Here is an 18,153-nt window from a genome sequence, read left to right on the forward strand (position 1 = left end):
AAAAATCGGCTTTCCTTTAAAGAAAAGCCGATTTTTTTATTCTCACTTACTGTTAAGTTTCTTCATTAAAAAACACTTTGTAGTAGTGCATTTTCTTTTCCTCATCATAACCACGTTCTAAATATTCTTCCGAGGCATCGGGCGCATCAATATCGAGCTTAATTTGGATGTTGGTGTCTAACTTTATATCGGTTTTAATCTTTCTTTTTTCTTTAGTAACAACAGCTTCTGCAACATCAAATTGATTTCTAATAATGTAGCTTTGTTCACCTTCAAATTCCTTTTTGTAAGAGTCGAATTCTTTTTTGTGTTTATCCTCTTCGAACAATTCGTCTTTAAAACGCTCGATGTTTACAATTTCATTTTCTTTAAAAAAATCTATCGATTTAGCTAAAAAAGTGTTTTGTTCTTTAGCACCATAATTAGGTTTTAAAACATCGGTAGAGAAGTCTTTTAATAGTTCTATATATTGTTGCGTATGGTTGTTAGCATCATCAGCATACTTAATATTTAAAAAGTGATTTAACCAATAGGCAGCATCATAACTATTATTGTCTACACTTAAAATAATATTGCCTTCACCATCAGATTGATTTAAAATTAAACAACCCTTATCTACCTTTTTAGAACTTATTCCGTTTTGTACCAAAACATCATAACTATTGTTTTCTAAATACGTTTGAAAGAAATTTACTTTGCTTTCAATTTTAAAAATACCAATAGCATTTGTGGTAATATCTCTAAATTCGATGCCTTCAAACATCACAATTAAAACATCACCTGTTTTTATTTGTGCAGAACTCGATTGCTCGTATAGGTGCGTAACAATGTGTTTAGAAACTTCAACAAAAGCTTCTTCATCATTAAACATTTGAGCTGAGTAGCTGTTTATTTCGTTTAGTGTAATATTGGCATGGTGGTTAAAACGATAACTTTGTACAACACTGCCAAAAGGACGAAGTAGAAAAGGGAGCATCAGCTCGTAACTAGCTTCATCAAATTCAACGAGATTGTCGGAAAAGGCATTTTTAGTGTCGTTAAATTTATTACCAACTTTATGAATTATGAATTTTGATATTTCGGCATTTTTTCTTGTAATCATTTGCGTTTTTTTAAGTAGAGTAGTTTGAGTTTAAACTAATGGAATAGATTAATTAATTTGATAAAGTAAAACCGAATTAGAGTCTCCTTTAGCAATAAACTCTAGATTTTGATCTTTATCGCTGTTTGCTAAGTCTATGTTAGAATTGGCATATACGGGGAAATTTGGCAATAACTTAGCTTGGCTATCAAACAAATAAGTTTTTTGAGACTGTAAGTCGGTAATTGAAACGTAAATTTTATTGTTTAAAATAAAAATTTCGGCATCGTCGTAATTTCCGTAATCTAAGTTTATGGTTTTATTTCTAATGGTTAATTTGTTTTCCGATTGATATACTAATGTTTTACTTGTAGTAGCGATGTTGTTTTTAGTAGATAAATTGAGGTTTTGCGTAGTAACATTGCCTTTAGTATCAATACTTATTAAATCGCCTTTATTGGTTGTAGTTGTAAATTTACTGAGGTATATGTAAATAGGTTTGCTAGAAAATGAAAGCGTAGTTTTTGGTGTTACTCTTGTTTTTCCAACGCGATCTAATATTAAAAGTTTGTTTTCGGTTGTTATGGTAATATAATCTTTATTCCCAATTCTAAAATGTTGTGGTTGCGCAATAATAGAGTTTTTGGCTGCTTTAAATGTAAACCCTTTTACAATTTTTCCTTTAACATCATACATTAAAACGTTTTTACCTTGAGTTACTAAAAGACGATATTTTTTGTTGTTATCATAATCGAAAACAGAAAGTGGCTGTGTAATAGCATCGCTAAATTTTAAAGGAAAGGAAGAGACATCTTTACCTTTTCGATCTAAAATATAAACGCGGTTTGGTGTAGCAAAAGCGAACTGTAGTCTACCATTTTTATAGATGTCAATTTGTTCAATTTTACCCAATACAGGACCTTGTAATTGTTTTTTCCACTGTATTTTTCCACTGTTAGAAATTAAGTATAAGTTATTCTCAATATCTTGAACTACAATATCTTTTTGCTTTGTAATATGGTTGGTTACAAATTGTGGTGTATTAAGTAAATTGGCATCTAGCTTGATGTTCCATTCTTCAGAAATAGATTGTTCTGCAGCCTTGGCTTTGTTCGTTTTTATAATAGCATTTACATGCGCAAAATTAGTATCGTATATAAATTGAAGCGCAGATGTTTTATAGGATTCTAAGTTTAGGTTAGGTGTTTCTGTTATGTTCTTCTTGATAAGTGTTTCTAAGCTATTTGAATTTGTTACCATTAAAATTGAAGCAGCATCGCTTAATTCTTCCTGAACATCTTTAAAATAATTTCGAGAGCCTAACGTTGTTTTGTTTTGATAGTTAGAGATAATGTTTTGTAATATTTCTAAATCTTCCCCGAAAACAAAAAACTGATCTAATACACAGTATAATTTAGCTTGGTTTGAAGAAATTAAAGGTGACAATGTTTCAGAAAACAGAGTTGAGTTACTAAAGTTGTAAATAGAAATATCTCTGTAGGTTTCTATTATATTTTGTTCTGCAAGCAAGGCATCTTTAGTAGAAATAATATCGGTTGAATTTAGAACGATAGCTCGTTTATCATCTTCATAAATAACGCCAAATTCATTAACATCATCAAACAGGTTAGTGGTGCTAACGATGGTGTCTTTTTCTCTGAAAAGAGCTAGATTATGTTTTAAAACTTTAAAATCATTAAAAGTAAAACTCATAAACGCATCGCTATTCGAAGGTGTAATATGTTGAATGGTATTAACCTGCGGAATGGTGTTTTTAAAAACGTTTATTAAGCTTTTAGTAGAATCTGTTGCCTTAGTGATACCATTAAAATATAGGGCGTTTTGGCTGGCATCTATATCTAATGCTAAGTGATTTGTAAATGTTTTTAAAGAGATAGAATCTTCAATAAAAATCGATTTTAGAAAATTGGCTTTACTCTCGATAATTACAGATAGATTTTCCTTATCTGTGCTTTTGTAAATTTTTTGTTGTTCTGGATCAATAGTTAGAGGATTAAACGCTAGCTCTATTGTTTTTTGGGATGATGAGGCAATAAAAATACTGTCGATAATAGTACTGAAAAACACATTTTTGTTAAGTGTACTTTTTATAATAGTGTTGTTTTTAAAAGAGAAAGATTCTTCTTTATAATTTTTTAAAGAATCTGTAACAAATAGGCTATCATGGTACTTTGTAATTAAGGTGTAATTTAAACTCTCTTCTTTGGTTTTCGAAAAGCAGATTAATATCTGACTATTTGATTTTAAAACTTCTAAATTTTCGAATTTACTCTCTAAGTTCTCATAAATATTAGATTTTGAAAACTGCTGTATGAGTTCACTATTGTTTATGCTACTTTGTAGACTTTCAATGTTTCTAGCTTTTAAAATAACGGTACTATGTTCTGGTATAAAATCTATTAAGCTAGTCCGTTTTTTTTTAGTATTGGTACAGCTTAAAGTGATAAATAGTAAAAGGATTATTGAAAGAGAACGCATGAATAAATTAATTTTTACAAACCTACGATTTTTCGGTTTTATAATATTAAAAAAGTATTAATTAGTCGTGGTAGCCAACAAGGTTTAAACTACTTCTGGTAATAGCCTAAATGTTTTTCTATGGTATTTAGTAATTCCAAATTCTGCAATGGCACGTCGATGCTCTTTAGTAGGGTAGCCTTTATTTTGTTTCCAGTTATACATCGGGAATTCTTCATGGATTTTATCCATATATAAATCTCGATATGTTTTAGCTAAAACAGATGCTGCGGCAATACTCAAGTATTTGCCATCACCTTTAATAATGGTTTCAAAAGGGGTGTCTTTATAAGGTTTGAATCTGTTACCATCCACAATAATAAATTCTGGCTGTGGTTCTAGCTGATCAATAGATTTATGCATCGCTAAAATTGATGCGTTTAATATATTTATATCGTCAATTTCTTCTTGAAAAACATGAGCAACTCCAAAAGTTAGAGCTTGTACCTCTATAATCGGTTTTAAAATATCACGTTTTTTCTCACTAAGCTGTTTAGAATCGTTTAAGATGATGTTTTTAAAATTCTTAGGTAAAATTACTGCGGCAGCGGTAACTGGTCCGGCCAAACAGCCTCGTCCAGCTTCGTCTGTGCCACATTCTAAAATGATGTTTGAGTGGGTGTTTAAAAGCATTAAAAATTCTTTTTTCAAAAATATAAAATTCCGTTAGTTAGAAGGTGAATATTGAAACTTTATAAAACTATTAATATTATGTAATTATTGTAGTCTGTATTTCAATATTTAATAAATAACATATAAGTTCTTTATATATAATACTAAATTTATGTTTTTTGTTAAATTTTTAACATATTTCTTTGTTTTTGTAAGATTATATTGTGATGTTTGTTATTGACTAACTCAAATAATTATTTTATGAAATTAAAATTGACATGTTTGTTAATGCTGCTTGTGGTGTTTTCAAATCAGTTCTCTTATGCTCAACAAAAAACAATTTCGGGTAAAATTACTGATGCAAATAGTGTTCCTGTAGGAGGAGTTACTGTTATTGTACAAGGTAGTAACCGGGGAGTGGTTTCGGATTTTGACGGGAACTATGCTATTATGGCAGAAACAGGAGAGGTATTAAAAATGAGCTTCGTTGGTTTAACAACCAAACTTATTACTGTTGGAACTTCCAATACTATTGATGTTGTAATGACTGAAGATGTTGAAAGTTTGGATACTGTTGTAATTACAGGGTATCAAAATGTAAACCGAGAACTTTTTACGGGGGCTTCACAAACAATTAAAGCTAAGGATATTAAGCTTGATGGTGTTGCCGATGTTTCTAGAGCTTTAGAAGGTAGAGCTGCTGGTGTAAGTGTACAAAACGTTACAGGAACATTTGGAGCTGCTCCTAGAATTACTATTCGTGGATCTTCTTCTATTTTAGGAGATACTAAACCTATTTGGATTATTGACGGGGTAATTCAAGAAGAAATTGTTAGCCTCTCCGTTTCAGATTTAGTTTCTGGAGATGCTAGTACATTATTAAGTTCTGCTGTTGCTGGTTTAAATGCTTCAGATGTAGAGAGTTTTGAAATACTTAAAGATGCTTCTGCAACAGCATTATACGGTGCAAGAGCCCTAAATGGAGTAGTAGTAATTACAACTAAATCTGGTAAGAAAAATCAAAAACCAACATTTAATTATACATCAGAATATGCAGTAAGGGATATTCCGAGATATACTAATTACGATTTGCTAAACTCACAAGAGACTGTTTCTGTATATAGAGAGATGGAATCTAAAGGGTTCTTAGATTTACCATCATCGTTTCAGGGGCGATATGGAGGTATTTATAACATTATGTATCGTGCAATAAATAACTACGACGAGAACACAGGTCAGTTTCAATTACAAAATACTCCAGAAGCTAGAGCAAAGTTCTTGCAGAAATATGAGTTAGCGAATACAGATTGGTTTAAAACATTATTTAATGCTACTCCAACACAAACACATGGTTTGAGTTTTTCTAGTGGAGGCGAAAATTCAACATCATACGCGTCTTTAGGTTATTATACAGATGGTGGATGGACCGTTGCTGATAGAGTTAGAAGAATTACAGGTAATTTAAGAAATACTTATTTTTTAAGTGATGATAAATTAAAAATTACAACTCAAATTCAAGGTTCTATAAGAAATCAATTAGCTCCAGGAACTTTTGCTAGAGAAGAAGATTTAGTAAGTGGTTCTTATACAAGAGATTTTGATATAAACCCATTTAGTTATGCGCTTAATACAAGTAGAGCTTTACGTCCTAGAGATGAAAATGGAGATTTAGAGTACTCTCGTTACAACTGGGCTCCTTTTAATATTTTAAATGAACTTGATAACAACGGTATTGAGATTAATGTTTCGGATATTAAGTTTCAAGGTCAAGCAGAGTATAAAATCAATGATAATTTAACTTATAATTTCTTAGGGTCTTCGCGTTATGCAACATCTAATAACGAGCATTCGATAACGGAAAACTCGAATGTAGCAGCAGCGTATAGATCAGATGAAACTACAATTGTAAGAGATGCGAATAATTTTTTATTCAGTGATCCAGACGATCCTAATGCACCGCCAAGAGTTGTTTTACCAGTTGGAGGTATACTAATTACATCAAAAAACACTCTTGTAACTTATACCTTTAGAAACACTTTAGATTGGACTAAGAGGTTTAAGGATGATGTACACGGATTAAGAATTTATGGAGGACAAGAATACAGATATGCCGATAGAAGTGAAAGTAGTAACACCGGCTATGGTTATCAATTTGATCGAGGTGGTACAGTTTTTACAGATCCAGATATTTTAAGAAAAGCCATATTAGAAGGAAATCCTTATTTTTCAGCATCAGAAACACGCCAAAGAGAGGTGTCGTTTTTTGCTAATGTAACTTATGATTTTGATAAAAAATATGTTTTAAATGTTACAGGTAATTATGAAGGATCTAATAGAGCAGGTAAATCTTCCGAATCTAGATGGTTACCAACTTACACTATTGGAGGTAAATGGAATGTAGATAAAGAAGATTTTATTCAAAAATCTGATATTATTTCTAGTTTAGCTTTTAGACCAAGTTATGGTTTAGTTGCTTTATTAGCAGATAATGCAACTAATAATTTAGCTGTTTTTAGAAACCAAATTACGGATAGATTCAATGATGATGATCGTGAAAATTTTATTGATATTGAAGATTTACAAAATTCAGAATTAACCTGGGAAAAAACATTAGAGTTAAACTTAGGAGTAGATGTAGGGTTCTTGAATAACAGAATTATGATGAATTTTGATGCCTATTTCAGAAAGGGTAAAGATTTAATCGATTTAATTAGAACTACAGGTATTGGAGGGGAATCTCTTAAGTTAGGAAATAACTCAGAGATGACGACTAATGGTGTGGAATTTCAATTAAACACCGTGAATATTGATACTGATAATTTTAGATGGAAAACAGGCTTTAATATATCTCACTTTAATCAAGAAGTTACATCGCTAAAACAAGAATCTAATGTATTTGATTTAGTTACAGGTGTAGGTAGAGGTAATGCCGTTGGTTATCCTAAAGGTTCTTTGTTTTCTTTTAAATTCGAAGGGCTTAATGAATGGGGATTACCTATGTTTTTATCAGATGATCCTGATTTTGATCCTTCTAAACCTTACGATTTAATCGATTTTGACGACACGGATAATGTTTTAGATTATTTAAAGTATGAAGGAGGTACAGAGCCAAATCTTTCAGGAGGTTTAGCAAATAACTTTACTTATAAAAATTGGGACTTTAGTTTCTTTGTTTCATTTTCAGCAGGTAATAAAGTTAGATTGACCGCTGCCTACGATTCGGAATATGATGATTTAGATGTGTTCCCGAGAGAGTTTGTTAATAGATGGATACAGCCAGGTGATGAGGCTATTACAAATGTACCTACTATAGCTTCTCAATCACTAATTCAATCTTATGGTAGTAATGAGTTAGAAAGAGCTTATAATGCTTACAATTATTCTAGCGAACGTGTTGCAGATGGTGGTTTTATTAGAATGAAAAACATATCGCTGGGGTATACTTTAGATAAAGATGTTACCGGTAAATTAGGTCTTTCAAATGTTAGAATGAGTTTACAAAGTACTAATCCATTCTTGATTTATTCAGATTCAAAATTAGGAGGGCAAGACCCAGAGTTTTTTAGATCTGGAGGGGTGGCTTATCCTATTTCAAGATTATTTACTTTCTCTGTTAACGTTGGATTTTAAAAATTAGATACTATGAAAAATACAAAATATAATATAATAAAAGCAGTTGCTCTATTTTTAATAGTTTCCTCATGTAATGATATTTTAGATGAAACACCAGATAATAGAACAACTATCGATTCTGCAGAAAAAATCTCAGAATTACTAGTAGGTGCATATCCAGATGCAGGGTATGTTTCCTTTTTAGAACCCATGTCTGATAACGCAGGAGATAAAGGGCCAAGTGCAGAAACAGGAATAGATAGAGCAACAACTCTTAATGAGCGTATGTTCTTTTGGGATGATATTAATGATACCGATGATGATACGCCAACATTTTACTGGAACAGAGCTTATAAAGCGATTGCTCAGGCAAATCAGGCTTTAGTCTCTATTGAAGAATTAGGTGGTGGAGCAGAGTTAGATTATTTAAGAGGAGAAGCTCTTGTTTGTCGTGCTTATGCTCATTTTATGTTGGTAAATATCTTCTCTAAAGCGTATGATCCAGCAACAGCGGCTACAGATTTAGGTATTCCTTACGTTACTGAGCCAGAAACTGTTTTACTTGGTGAATACGAAAGGGGAACAGTAGAAAGTGTTTATGATAATATACAAGCAGACTTGGAATTAGGATTGCCTTTAGTTGAAGATGATTATAACGTGTCAGCATTTCATTTTACTAAAAAAGCGGCAAACGCTTTTGCAGCACGTTTTTACTTAAACATAGCTGAGTGGGATGAGGTTGTAGAACATAGTACACTAGCACTTGCAGGAGGAACTGGAGTTTTAAGAGACTGGGAAAATGATTATAGACCAGCAACTTATTCAGAACAAACTAATTTATACACATCCTCAACTTTCGAGACAGCAAATTTGTTGTTAGTTGCGGCAGAGTCTCTGTATTCTAGATATCATTTTTCAGCTAGGTATCAGTTAAATAATGATAAGCGTGACGAAATTTTCCCAAATTCTAACGGTACAGGGCAGCCATGGTCGTACTCAGTTTTTGGTAGTGGAGATTTATTTTATAATGTTCCAAAGTTTGAAGAATACTTTAAAGTAACAAACCAAGCAGCGGGAATTGGAATTCCTTATGTCACATACGCGCTTCTAACTACAGATGAGGCTTTATTGAATAGAGCTGAAGCTTACGCTATGCTAGAGCAATATGATAACGCTGTAGCAGATATTAATATGTCATACTCTGTTAAAACACAGGGGTATTTAGCCTCTTTTGATGAGTTAACCTTTGATGATGTTCAAACGCGTTTTGCTGTTATAGATAATACGTTGTATACACCATTTTATGATATACCAGTTGACGCTTTGGCCTTTATAGATGCTGTTTTAACAATTAAACGAACAATATTTTATAATGATGGTTTAAGGTGGTTTGATAATAAACGCCACGATATGGTAATAAATCATGAAGATATATTTGGTAACCTAAATACTTTACCAAAAGGAGATAATAGAAGAGTTGTACAAATTCCAGAGGCGGCACAATCTTTCGGAATAGAGCAAAACCCAAGGTAATTCTATAAATTATAATTAATAATACAGAAATGAAAAAATACATATATATAGCATTAGCATCTGTAGCTTTGACTCTTACAACGTCATGTACAGATGGTTCGGATAGTGTTGGCGCAAGTCAAATAGATACAAGTACACCTCTTTTAAATGATTTAGATGTGTGGCTCAGAAGTAGTTTTGTAGCGCCTTACAACATAGAAGTACTTTATAAATGGGATATTAATGATACAGATATCGACAGATTTTTACATCCTCCTTTAGAATCTAGTGTTAGACCAGTTTCAGAAGCTTTGCAAAAAGCATGGATCGAGCCTTATACACAAGTTGGAGGAGCAGATTTTATTAAAAAGATTGCACCACGTCAGTTCACTTTGGTCGGGAGTTTTAATTATAATCCTAATAGTCCAACAATTACATTAGGGGTAGCAGAAGCGGGAACAAAAATCACTTTATTTAATATCGATTTCTTAGATTTTTCAGATATTAATAGTATCAAACAACCTCTGAAGACTGTACAGCATGAGTATGGGCATATTTTAAATCAAAATATTCCATTTGATGTTGCTTACGGTCAAATAAACCCTGCTGATTATACTGCGCAATGGTTTAATAGAACAGATGAAGAAGCTAGAGAGTTGGGATATATTACAGCTTATGGTTCTAGTCAAGAAGGAGAGGATTTTGTTGAAATGGTTTCTGAAATGTTAACAAACTCAAAGGAAGATTTTGATGCTATTGTGGAAAGTATTTCCAATGAAGAATCAAAAGCTATAATTAGAGAAAAGGAAGCTATGGTTGTAGACTATTATCAAACTAATTTTGATATAGATATTTATGAATTACAAGCGATAATAGATGCAGCAACTCAAGAATTAGTAAATTAAGAAATTATGGAAAAAATATTAAAAAATTATTGGATAATCTGTTTAGTGTTTATCTCAGTTGTTTCATGTAATAATGAGGATGAAGGAGAACTGTTTTTAGAATCACCAGCAGAAAGAATTGCGGGACAAAATAGTGAATTGTTAAACTTATTAACATCAGAACAGAACGGCTATAAGGGAACTTATTTTACAAAAAATGATGAGTTTGGAGGATTTACATTTTACATGAAGTTTAATGTAGATGGAAGTGTAGATATGACCTCAGATTTTGATTCTGAGACAGATATGGAGTCTTCATCTTATGATGTCCGTTATGGTACAACAAATGAATTAGTTTTTACAACACGTAATCATATTCAGAAGGTAAGCGATCCTCAGTTGCCTGGGCAAGTAGGTACAGGTTTTAAAGGTACTTCTGTGTTTCAATATGTTGGAAATCAAGATGGAAAGCTTACGTTTAAAGATGTAAGAAATAGAGATAGCTCTTCTTTTGTTTTAGAGCCATCAGGGCTAACTAATTTCGAAACAGAAAGTGTTACAAAAGTTGAAGCAACCTTTGCTGAAAGAGAAAAATTGTTATCAACTCCTGAACGATCTGTTTTTCAATTGTTAAAAATTGAAAATACAAATGGAGATTCGGACTTTAATTTAAATTATAACCCAGACTTATTATATGCCAAGCCAAGGATTACTTTTGATGATGGTAGTGTTACCGAATTTAATTTTGGAATCTTATTTGAAGAAAATGGCTTAATAATTAATCCAACACTAGAATTTGAAGGAGAGTCTTACGCGTATTTTAGCTATGATTCTGATAGCGGGAGTTATATTTCAACAGTAAATGGAACTACTGCAACTATATTGTTTGGAAACGAACCTGCATTTATAGATAAAGATATTGAGGATATTGTAGAATTAGGACCTACTGGCTTTTTATACAGACCAAGCTTAGGAAGTAATCCGCTAACTAGTTTAGGTTTCGATGATCTTTTAGAAGAAATAAGTGATAATTTTGCGGCATTTCCTTTAGGAGAATGGTCGGTTAATGATGTTCAGTTTGGTATTGATTATGAAAGTGATAATTGCGATACATATTTATACATTCAATTACTAAGAGCAGCAGATGATGCAACGTTTACCGCCTTTTACTGTTTTGAAAAAGCTGTAATAAATGATAGGAAATTGTTTTTAACTTATACTGGTCCATCAGGAGGGAACGCTCCTTTTTTCGAGCCACTAGTTATGCCATTAATTGATTTTTTTAATAGTTCTGATGGACTAATATATTCTGCAGAAGGTGGTTTTTCTTCAACTTTGAATAGTTTTAGTAATACTGCTGGTACTTTTACAAGTATTGAAAACCCATCACTACGTGTTTACGGATTATGGTTTGGTTAGAATAAAAAGTGTAATCAAAAAATATTTATATAGTTCAGTATTAAATCCAGAAGATTAAGTCTTCTGGATTTTTGTTTAATTAAATTCTACTTTTTTATTTCATTAAATAATTCTTAGCATTTTTCAGCGTTATCATATTTTGTCTTTACATTTGCAACGGTAATATTTGTAAAAGTAAAACCAAAGCAAGATTTTTGTATTTATGAATAAAATAGTTCTGTCATTCTTTTGTTTGCTGTTGTTTAATACGTTAAATGCACAAAATTCGCCGCGTGAATTATCCGAAGATAAGGCATCTAAAACAGAGGAACGGGATAGTTTGAAGCCTCAAAGTAAACTGTCTAAAGCTGTCTTTGGGAAAGATAAAGAAGACGATAAACCCAAAATTCAAGATTATCTTATTATCTCTCACGAAAACGACACAACTTTCGTAGATACCACATTGTCTATAAAAAAGGACTATAAATTCAATTATTTAAGAAAAGATAATTTCGGTTTAATAGCCTTTTCAAACTTAGGTCAAACCTACAATAGCTTAACTTATAATTTTCAAAACACCGATTTAGTGCCAAATTTGGGTGCACGCGCTAGGCATTTCAATTACATGGAAATTGAAGATATTAATTACTACCGCGTACCAACACCGTTAACAGAATTAATGTATAAAACAGCCTTTGAACAAGGGCAGTTACTCGATGCATTTTTTACTGTAAATACAAGTCCGCGTTTTAATTTTTCCATAGCCTATAAAGGCATGCGTTCCATTGGTAAATACCAACACATTATTACAAGTACAGGTAACTTTAGGTTTACATCAAATTACCGCTCAGAGAATGATAGATACCAAGCACGCGGCCATATTGTAACCCAAGATTTATACAACGAGGAAAACGGAGGGCTTCAAGATGAGAGTGTTGAGTTTTTTGAATCGGGAGATGAGGAGTTTATAGATCGCTCTATTCTAGAAGTGAACTTTGAAAATGCCGAAAGTATGCTAAAAGCAAAGCGTTTTCATTTAGAACACAAATATGCTTTTATCAATCAAAAAGACTCATTGTCTCGTAATAATTTAAGTTTAGGTCAAGTTATTTCGTTTGAAGATAAGTATTTTGAATACAGCCAATCTAGTGCCGAAACCGATATTTTTGGTGAAGCTTTTAAAAGTTCGAGTTTACAAGATCGTGCAACTTTAGAACATTTTCACAATCAATTTCAATTAAATTATAGCAACAATATTCTTGGCGATGTACAGTTCAATTTGGGTTATGATAATTATAATTATGGGTATGATAAAATCGTTGTTCTAAACGGAACAACAATAACAAACCGTCTTAAAGGAGATATTATATCGGCTGGTGGAAAATACCATAAACAATACAAAGGTTTCGATCTTTTAGGTGAGGTAGGATTAAACATGTCTGGAGATTTCGATGGAAATTTTTTAAAGGCTCAGGCTAGTTTCAAATTAAACGATGATATCAAAGCTATTGCATCGCTTAATCATAGCTCTAAAGCGCCAAATTTCAACTTCTTGCTGTTTCAAAGTGATTATTTAAACTACAACTGGATAAATAATTTTAATAATACAGAAACGCAACAATTGGCTTTCGAATTAAAATCGGATAAACTAGTTAACTTGAGTGTCGATTATTCTACCATTAGTGACTATGCTTATTTTCATTTAGATGAAACAACTCAGTTGGTAGCGCCAACTCAATACAGCGGCACTATAAATTATTTAAGAGCTAAGCTGGATAAAGAAATTAAAGTCGGAAAGTTTGCTTTAAATAATACTTTTATGTACCAAAATGTTACAAATGGGGAAGGTGTTTTAAATGTACCTGAATTAAACTTACGTAGCACACTGTATTATTCTAGCCATTTGTTTAAAAAGGCTTTGTTTTTACAAACAGGTGTAACCTTAAATTATTTCTCAAAGTACAACATGAATGCTTACGATCCTGTTTTAGCGGAGTTTTATGTGCAAAACGAGCAAGAAATAGGGGAGTTTCCTAGGTTAGATTTCTTCTTAAATGCTAAAATACGTCAAACTCGAATCTATTTAAAAGCAGAACATTTTAATGCAGCCATTACAGGGTACGATTATTATTCGGCACCTAATTATCCATATCGAGATTTCTCTATACGTTTTGGTGTGGTTTGGAATTTCTTTTTATAGGAAAGGTTTATTGCTATAAAATTTCAGCTAAAGCTTAAAATTAAACTTTAGAAACTAACGATTTTATAAACACAAAACCGAAGCCTAAAAATAGCATCAGGTGAAAAGGGAAGAGCCCAAAATCGCCTCCTTGATTACCAACAATAAAAGCACTGTACATACCAAAACCGAAGTAAGCCATAAGCAGACCTTCAAAAATAACGTTGATAGATACTGTTTTCTTTATGTATTGGTTAGTTTTTAAGTTGTCTTTAAACTTACTAATGTTGAATTTTGGCGTACGTACAAATTCACTTTTCTTACCAATATGGCCTTCAATTACAGCAATAGTATTGTGTAGTGAAAAACCCATAGCTATTGAGAAAAACACAAAGAACATGGCTATATAATTTACAAAGTTCTTTACGCCTCCACCATAGATGTTTTTGTACATTACCCAATAACAGATAAAAAATATTAGCGTACTTATTACAAAGAAACTCATTACAATAAAATACGTTTTTAAGTGCGCGTATTCATTCTTTATGTAAAGCATTGGTATACTTAAAATTGCAACTAATAAAATATTTAAAAACATGGTGCTGTTTAGTAAATGCAACAGGCCGTGTATTTTTGTTTTAGTCGAAATGTTTTTGCTTTTAAGAACACGCCATTTCATTTTCTTGAAATTTTCTGCTCCACCTTTATTCCATCTAAATTGTTGCGAGCGCGCTGCACTAATAACAACAGGGAGTTCTGCTGGAGTTTCTACATCTTCTAAATACTTAAATTTCCAGTTTTTAAGTTGTGCACGGTAACTTAAATCTAAATCTTCGGTTAAAGTATCACCTTCCCAGTTTCCTGCGTCGAGAATACAAGCTTTACGCCATAAACCAGCAGTACCATTAAAGTTAATAAAGTGTCCTTTACTGTTTCGTCCTACTTGTTCTAGAGTAAAATGCGCATCTAGAGCAAAGGCTTGAATTTTAGTAAGTATAGAATAGTTTCTATTGATATGTCCCCAACGGGTTTGTACAACACCAATTTCAGAATCTTTAAAATAAGGAACCGTTTGTTTTAACCAGTCTTTTTTAGGAAGAAAATCGGAATCGAAAATGGCAATAAATTCACCTTTTGCAATCTCTAAACCTTCTTTTAAAGCACCTGCTTTAAACCCAACTCTATTTGTACGGGTAATATGCTTAATATCTAAACCTGTTGCTTTAATTGCTTCTACTTGAGCTCTTGTAGTCTCTACGGTTTCATCTGTAGAATCGTCTAAAACCTGAATCTCTAATTTGTCATTTGGATAATCAATTTCTGCTATATTATCCAGTAACCGTTGCATAACATACATTTCATTGTAAACAGGAAGTTGTATGGTAACAAAAGGAATTTCATCTGGATTAGATAAATCGAATTTTACAGATTTATCGGTTTTTCTTTTCGCCGATAAGTAATTGAAAAGTAAGTTAAGTTGTGCCAATGCATACATTAAAATAAGTAGTAATGCAATGGTGTAAATTGTAATTATTATGCTCTCTAAAATCATTTCTTTATGCTGTATTTAAAAATCCATCCCAAGATTTTTGCGCCTGCAAATATAGCCCCTTTTACTGTACCAGACACTTTTGAGACGCCTATTCTGTTTCTATAATTAACAGGGATTTCTGTATAAGATAATTTTTGCTTTAAAGCCTTCAGTTGCATCTCTACAGTCCAACCATAAGTTTTGTCTTCCATGTTAAGAGCTAGTAATTTACTGTATTTTATGGCTCTAAATGGGCCAAGGTCTGTAAATTTTGCATTAAAAAACAAGCCCATTAAAGTAGTTGCTAGCCAATTTCCAAAAATTTGTGGCATAGTCATAGATCCAACTTCTCTTAATTCTTTTACACGTGCTCCAATAACAAAATCTAAATTATCATTAATTATAGGTGCAACTATTTTAGTAAGTTCCTCTGGGTAATCGCTATAATCACCATCCAAAAATACAATAATATCTGGTTTTGTAGTTTGGTTAGCAATGTACTCTATGCCTTTTAAACAAGCATATCCATAACCTTTGTTTGTTTCTCTTAAAACAGTAGCGCCTGCATTTTTAGCATTAACTTCTGTATCGTCGGTAGAGTTGTTGCTTACCACAATAACTTCGTTAACAATTTCAGGAATGGCTTTAATAACGTGTATAATGGAGTCTGCTTCGTTGTATGCAGGAATTATGACTTTTATTTGGGTCATCTTAAATTAAGTAGGTTGTTTTCTTTTTTAAAATCTTTTAGGTTGTACCACTCTTTAATTTTTTTACCAGCATTGTATTTGCTAGCAGAAATAATATCGCCGTTTTTATATTTTAAGCAATACCCGTTTTTCTGATTAAATTTAAGTTGACACTTGTGGTTAATCTGTCCTGAATGGTCATAAAACACCCACCAATTTGTTTTTTTTCCGTTAACAAAGTGGCCTTCGCTTTCTTTTAATCCATTTGGGGCGTAAAAATACCAATATTCTATAGGATTACTGTTTGAAAAATGACCTTCTTTTTTAATTTGACCATTATCGTAGTAAAATTTCCAATAATCTTCTTTTTTATCCTGCTTAACCCAGCCTTCAGATTCTAAACTTCCGTTTTCGTAAAATGTTTTTACATAAGTTTCATTGTCAGACTTATTGAAAGACATAGAAACTAAAAGCAGGTAGCAGATATATTTCATTATTTTTTATTTACTAAATCCATTAAATCAACATCGTTACCAAGTAAAACATCTGTGGGATTTATACGGCCTTCTTCTGGTCCGTTTTCTAATTTTAAAACTCCTCTTGGGCAAACTGCAGAACAAACTCCACAACCTACACAACTAGAGCGTACAATATTTTCTCCTTTTTGTGCATAAGCTCTAACATCAATACCTTGCTCACAGTAAGTAGAACAGTTTCCACAAGAAATACATTGCCCTCCATTTGTTGTAATTCTAAATCTAGATTTAAAACGTTGTACAAAACCTAAATATGCAGCTAACGGACATCCAAAACGACACCAAACGCGGTTACCGAAAATAGGGTAGAAGCCCGTGCCAATTACACCAGCGAATATAGAACCTATTAAAAACCCATAAATATCTTGTATGGTTTGTGTTTTAATACCTAATACTTGGCCTTCGCCAGAAAAGAAAGTGTACAAAGCAAAACCCGTCATGACTAAAACAAATATCAAAACAGAATGAATTATAATTCGCTCTACTCTCCAAGATAATAATGTTTTACTAGAAAGTTGTCTGTATGGATCTCCTAATGTTTCGGCTAAACCTCCACAACCACAAACCCACGAGCAATACCATCTTTTTCCGAAGAAATAAACCATTACCGGTACTACTATAATAGTTAAAACAACACCCCAAACTAAAATGAATAAGCCAAAAGCTCCACTGGCAAGAAGTTCGTCTAAATTCCACCTGAAGAAAAAATCGTAATCTAAAGGGAAGGCATTTTTAAAATCGTACCAAGGTTTCTCAAAACGCACTAGAATTTCTGGAATTAAGAAAGCAAATACAATTTGAAAGAATAAAACAGATGTCGTTCTTAATATTTGATATTTGTTATGTCGGTATTTAATATACATTCTAACAGCCATTACCGACATTACTGTACAGTATAAAAAGCCATATAAAAACCATTGACTAGCAGGATTACCGCTTATAGATTTACTAATAGGGTCTACTAAATATACCCAGTTTACAATATAATCTGGAAAAAAATAAAGTAGAATGTAGAATGTAACTAAAAAGATAAAGGCAAACCAACCAATCCAACCACGGTTTGTAGCAGCATTCAGAAAAACACCATTGTTTTTAATACCCGGTTTACCTAATAAAATAATATCCGGAAGCATAAACATTAGGGCTCCAATAATGGCTAAACCAAATGTTAGAAACCACATAAGGCCTGTGTTATCTGGAGCAGGACCTTTTCCGGCAGATTTAGCTAAAGAAAAACTTAAACTATGTGGTTTCCCTGAAATTTTATATTGAAATTGTTTTCCTTTTTCGTCCCAGTTTTTTTCAGCATCATACTTTGCTATAAGATCATCATAATGATTGTTAGATGCAGCATATGCATTTCTAACCGCACTAGAAAACTGAAAAATGTTTAAATCGTTAGTGGTAACAACAGCTTTTTGTAGAGCTTCACCTATAACTTCACTTTTATAATTTTGCTCTTTTAAAAACGTATCTAACTCAGCTTGTTTTAAACTGAAAGAACCTGTAAAAATGGTTCCTATAAATATGGCAAGTCCTAATAGAAAAAGGACTAAACCGGTTTGTTTTATTGCTTTCATA

At 32.2% G+C, this 18,153-nt stretch carries 12 protein-coding genes; 5 read left to right on the plus strand and 7 right to left on the minus strand.

The window, feature by feature from the left end:
- Positions 1-52: 52 nt before the first annotated feature.
- The 3 genes from V6246_RS16275 to V6246_RS16285 form a co-directional block, all read right to left on the minus strand.
- The gene (locus V6246_RS16275; protein ID WP_159019334.1) at positions 53-1,102 is read right to left on the minus strand and encodes a nucleoid-associated protein; all 1,050 of its coding nucleotides are present in this window, start codon (positions 1,100-1,102) and stop codon (positions 53-55) included.
- 48 nt (positions 1,103-1,150) lie between these two features.
- A complete protein-coding gene (locus V6246_RS16280) occupies positions 1,151-3,580 on the minus strand; it encodes a ribonuclease HII (protein WP_341561553.1) in 2,430 nt (809 codons plus the stop codon).
- An 84-nt stretch (positions 3,581-3,664) separates the two neighbouring features.
- Complete coding sequence (locus tag V6246_RS16285) at positions 3,665-4,252, minus strand: ribonuclease HII (protein ID WP_341561554.1); 588 nt, start codon at positions 4,250-4,252, stop codon at positions 3,665-3,667.
- 240 nt (positions 4,253-4,492) lie between these two features.
- Between V6246_RS16285 and V6246_RS16290 the strand changes: the two genes are divergently transcribed.
- The 5 genes from V6246_RS16290 (at position 4,493) to V6246_RS16310 (ending at position 13,837) form a co-directional block, all read left to right on the plus strand.
- Entirely contained in the window at positions 4,493-7,861 is a 3,369-nt protein-coding gene (locus tag V6246_RS16290; RefSeq protein ID WP_341561555.1) for a SusC/RagA family TonB-linked outer membrane protein, read from the plus strand.
- Between the two features lie 12 nt (positions 7,862-7,873).
- The gene (locus V6246_RS16295) at positions 7,874-9,376 is read left to right on the plus strand and encodes a RagB/SusD family nutrient uptake outer membrane protein (protein WP_341561556.1); all 1,503 of its coding nucleotides are present in this window, start codon (positions 7,874-7,876) and stop codon (positions 9,374-9,376) included.
- Between the two features lie 29 nt (positions 9,377-9,405).
- Positions 9,406-10,260, plus strand: coding sequence for a zinc-binding metallopeptidase (locus tag V6246_RS16300; RefSeq protein WP_341561557.1), 855 nt, complete (start codon positions 9,406-9,408; stop codon positions 10,258-10,260).
- A gap of 6 nt (positions 10,261-10,266) precedes the next feature.
- Entirely contained in the window at positions 10,267-11,658 is a 1,392-nt protein-coding gene (locus V6246_RS16305; protein WP_341561558.1) for a DUF4302 domain-containing protein, read from the plus strand.
- A 202-nt stretch (positions 11,659-11,860) separates the two neighbouring features.
- Positions 11,861-13,837 (plus strand): putative porin, encoded by a 1,977-nt coding sequence (locus tag V6246_RS16310; protein ID WP_341561559.1) that lies wholly within the window; start codon positions 11,861-11,863, stop codon positions 13,835-13,837.
- 40 nt (positions 13,838-13,877) lie between these two features.
- Here the strand turns inward: V6246_RS16310 and V6246_RS16315 are convergent, their stop codons facing one another.
- The 4 genes from V6246_RS16315 to V6246_RS16330 are packed head-to-tail and all read right to left on the minus strand — an operon-like array spanning position 13,878 to position 18,152.
- Positions 13,878-15,368 carry a cellulose synthase family protein gene (locus V6246_RS16315; protein WP_341561560.1) on the minus strand — a complete coding sequence of 497 codons (1,491 nt, stop codon included), beginning with the start codon at positions 15,366-15,368 and terminating at the stop codon, positions 13,878-13,880.
- Complete coding sequence (locus tag V6246_RS16320) at positions 15,365-16,057, minus strand: glycosyltransferase family 2 protein (RefSeq protein ID WP_341561561.1); 693 nt, start codon at positions 16,055-16,057, stop codon at positions 15,365-15,367. The genes V6246_RS16315 and V6246_RS16320 overlap by 4 nt, the downstream gene beginning before the upstream one ends.
- On the minus strand, positions 16,054-16,530 hold the full coding sequence (locus V6246_RS16325) for a toxin-antitoxin system YwqK family antitoxin (RefSeq protein ID WP_341561562.1): 477 nt from the start codon (positions 16,528-16,530) through the stop codon (positions 16,054-16,056). Before V6246_RS16325 ends, V6246_RS16320 begins: the two co-directional genes overlap by 4 nt.
- Positions 16,530-18,152 carry a 4Fe-4S binding protein gene (locus V6246_RS16330; protein WP_341561563.1) on the minus strand — a complete coding sequence of 541 codons (1,623 nt, stop codon included), beginning with the start codon at positions 18,150-18,152 and terminating at the stop codon, positions 16,530-16,532. The genes V6246_RS16325 and V6246_RS16330 overlap by 1 nt, the downstream gene beginning before the upstream one ends.
- Between the last annotated feature and the right edge of the window lies 1 nt (position 18,153).

Source organism: Algibacter sp. TI.3.09 (genome assembly GCF_038154905.1).
Lineage (GTDB): Bacteria > Bacteroidota > Bacteroidia > Flavobacteriales > Flavobacteriaceae > Algibacter.

Bases quoted from the DNA above. Each gene is read 5' to 3' on its own strand.
- V6246_RS16275 (WP_159019334.1), bottom strand. From the start codon at position 1,102: ATGATTACAAGAAAAAATGCCGAAATATCAAAATTCATAATTCATAAA.
- V6246_RS16280 (WP_341561553.1), bottom strand. From the start codon at position 3,580: ATGCGTTCTCTTTCAATAATCCTTTTACTATTTATCACTTTAAGCTGT.
- V6246_RS16285 (WP_341561554.1), bottom strand. From the start codon at position 4,252: ATGCTTTTAAACACCCACTCAAACATCATTTTAGAATGTGGCACAGAC.
- V6246_RS16290 (WP_341561555.1), top strand. From the start codon at position 4,493: ATGAAATTAAAATTGACATGTTTGTTAATGCTGCTTGTGGTGTTTTCA.
- V6246_RS16295 (WP_341561556.1), top strand. From the start codon at position 7,874: ATGAAAAATACAAAATATAATATAATAAAAGCAGTTGCTCTATTTTTA.
- V6246_RS16300 (WP_341561557.1), top strand. From the start codon at position 9,406: ATGAAAAAATACATATATATAGCATTAGCATCTGTAGCTTTGACTCTT.
- V6246_RS16305 (WP_341561558.1), top strand. From the start codon at position 10,267: ATGGAAAAAATATTAAAAAATTATTGGATAATCTGTTTAGTGTTTATC.
- V6246_RS16310 (WP_341561559.1), top strand. From the start codon at position 11,861: ATGAATAAAATAGTTCTGTCATTCTTTTGTTTGCTGTTGTTTAATACG.
- V6246_RS16315 (WP_341561560.1), bottom strand. From the start codon at position 15,368: ATGATTTTAGAGAGCATAATAATTACAATTTACACCATTGCATTACTA.
- V6246_RS16320 (WP_341561561.1), bottom strand. From the start codon at position 16,057: ATGACCCAAATAAAAGTCATAATTCCTGCATACAACGAAGCAGACTCC.
- V6246_RS16325 (WP_341561562.1), bottom strand. From the start codon at position 16,530: ATGAAATATATCTGCTACCTGCTTTTAGTTTCTATGTCTTTCAATAAG.
- V6246_RS16330 (WP_341561563.1), bottom strand. From the start codon at position 18,152: ATGAAAGCAATAAAACAAACCGGTTTAGTCCTTTTTCTATTAGGACTT.